Here is a 1,565-nt window from a genome sequence, read left to right on the forward strand (position 1 = left end):
CAAAAATATTACTTATTTGAATAAATAGAAATAGGAGATTTTAAATTATTTAGGGAGTTGTGAGTCCTTAAAATCTAACCTGGTATGCTAAGGTGAGAACGCTATCGCGGGTAAGTCCATCAGGGTTTACATCCCTATCTGTTATCTTCAATCCGTAGATTATCTTAACAGCGTTGCTCACATTGAATTGGTATCCCGCTCCCGCGAGTATTGATAAAGCTAAGCCCGTTGTTTTGTCCAGCTTTTCATACACTCCATTAACAAGAATTTGGTCTTGGGTAATTCTGTAAATGGGGAGCACCCCAAAATTGAAATTGTAATTTGCAAAGCGCCAATTTCGCTCAGCTCTAAACATCACGTCCGCTCCGCGCCTGAGGTCAGTGGCCAGGTCATAACTTCGTACATAATTTATATCAGGATACCAGTCCCAGTCATTGGGGTCAGGAGTAAACTGATTCATATTTTGATGTGATAGCGGTTGTTGATAGCCCACTGCGATTAGCCATTCCCTTGATATAACAGACCAACCCCAAGTCATGCGAGCGTTCACCTGATAACATGGGAGCTAGTTCACACCGTGCTAGGGCTTTATGGGGCCGTAGCATCTCCGTGGCAATTTGCCCTACGTCAAACTGATTTATTCATTTGTCGACACAGTTGATCTCGAAAGTCCCTATACCGTCATTTCTCAAACACCTCACATACTGGTAAGGCACCTTGGCCTGAAAAGTCAAGTCCTTACCTATAAGAAAATTGAAGTCTGCGGTGAAGGCATAAACAGTTGGAGTGAGAAGTGTTTCTCCTTTATACCAGCCAATTTCCATTGATCTCAATTTCACTGGAACTCCAAGGCTGAAACCCTGATCAGGTTTCATTGCACCCATAGTGCAGAATCCGGCATCTGAGCACCCCTGGGCTTGAACACCAATGCTAAGTACAGAAATAAGAGATACAGCTAGAAGATAGTTTAGGTTACGCATTCTTGGGTACATACTTTTGGCAAGGCAAAAGTAAATTTACTATAACCAGAATTTATTCGCGAGTCAAATAGGATTAGATTTTAGCATTCTGCACCACCCAGTTTCGAGCGTTTACAAAGGCTTCGATCCAAGGAGATACTTCATCATCTTTACGATCTTCAGGATAGTTAGCCCAGTTCCAGGGGAACATGGAACGTTCCAGGTGTGGCATCATGGCAAGATGTCTTCCGTTTTGGGAATGAATGAAGGCGGCGTCAAAATTAGAACCGTTAGGGTTGCCGGGGTATGCTGAGTAGCTATATTTTCCGGAAATCTTATATGATTGCTCCTCAAGGGGGAAGTTGAATTTGCCCTCGCCATGGGCCATCCAGATGCCGAGTCTTGTCCCTGCCATCGACTGCAGCATCACCGAGTTGTTTTCAGGAATATCAACATTAAGAAAGGAGCATTCGAATTTTCCTGAGCTATTGTGGTGCATTTTGGGATGCTGCTCATGCTCAGGGTAAATGAGCCCCAACTCCATCATTAGCTGGCACCCATTACACACGCCCAGGCTCAGCGTGTCTTCCCGGGCATAGAAATTGT

The 1,565-nt window shown here is 44.2% G+C and carries 2 protein-coding genes; both read right to left on the minus strand.

Annotated elements, in window-relative coordinates; all coding sequences use genetic code 11:
- Window positions 1-67: 67 nt before the first annotated feature.
- Window positions 68-460, minus strand: a complete 393-nt coding sequence (locus F6J90_RS43300; RefSeq protein WP_293109123.1) for a hypothetical protein — start codon at window positions 458-460, stop codon at window positions 68-70.
- Window positions 461-1,053: 593 nt separating this feature from the next.
- Window positions 1,054-1,565 (minus strand): phosphoribosylformylglycinamidine synthase subunit PurQ (locus tag F6J90_RS43305; RefSeq protein ID WP_293109125.1); only part of this gene is annotated, 512 nt, incomplete at its 5' end.

Origin of the sequence: Moorena sp. SIOASIH (assembly GCF_010671925.1) — a bacterium.
In the GTDB taxonomy this organism is placed as follows: domain Bacteria; phylum Cyanobacteriota; class Cyanobacteriia; order Cyanobacteriales; family Coleofasciculaceae; genus Moorena.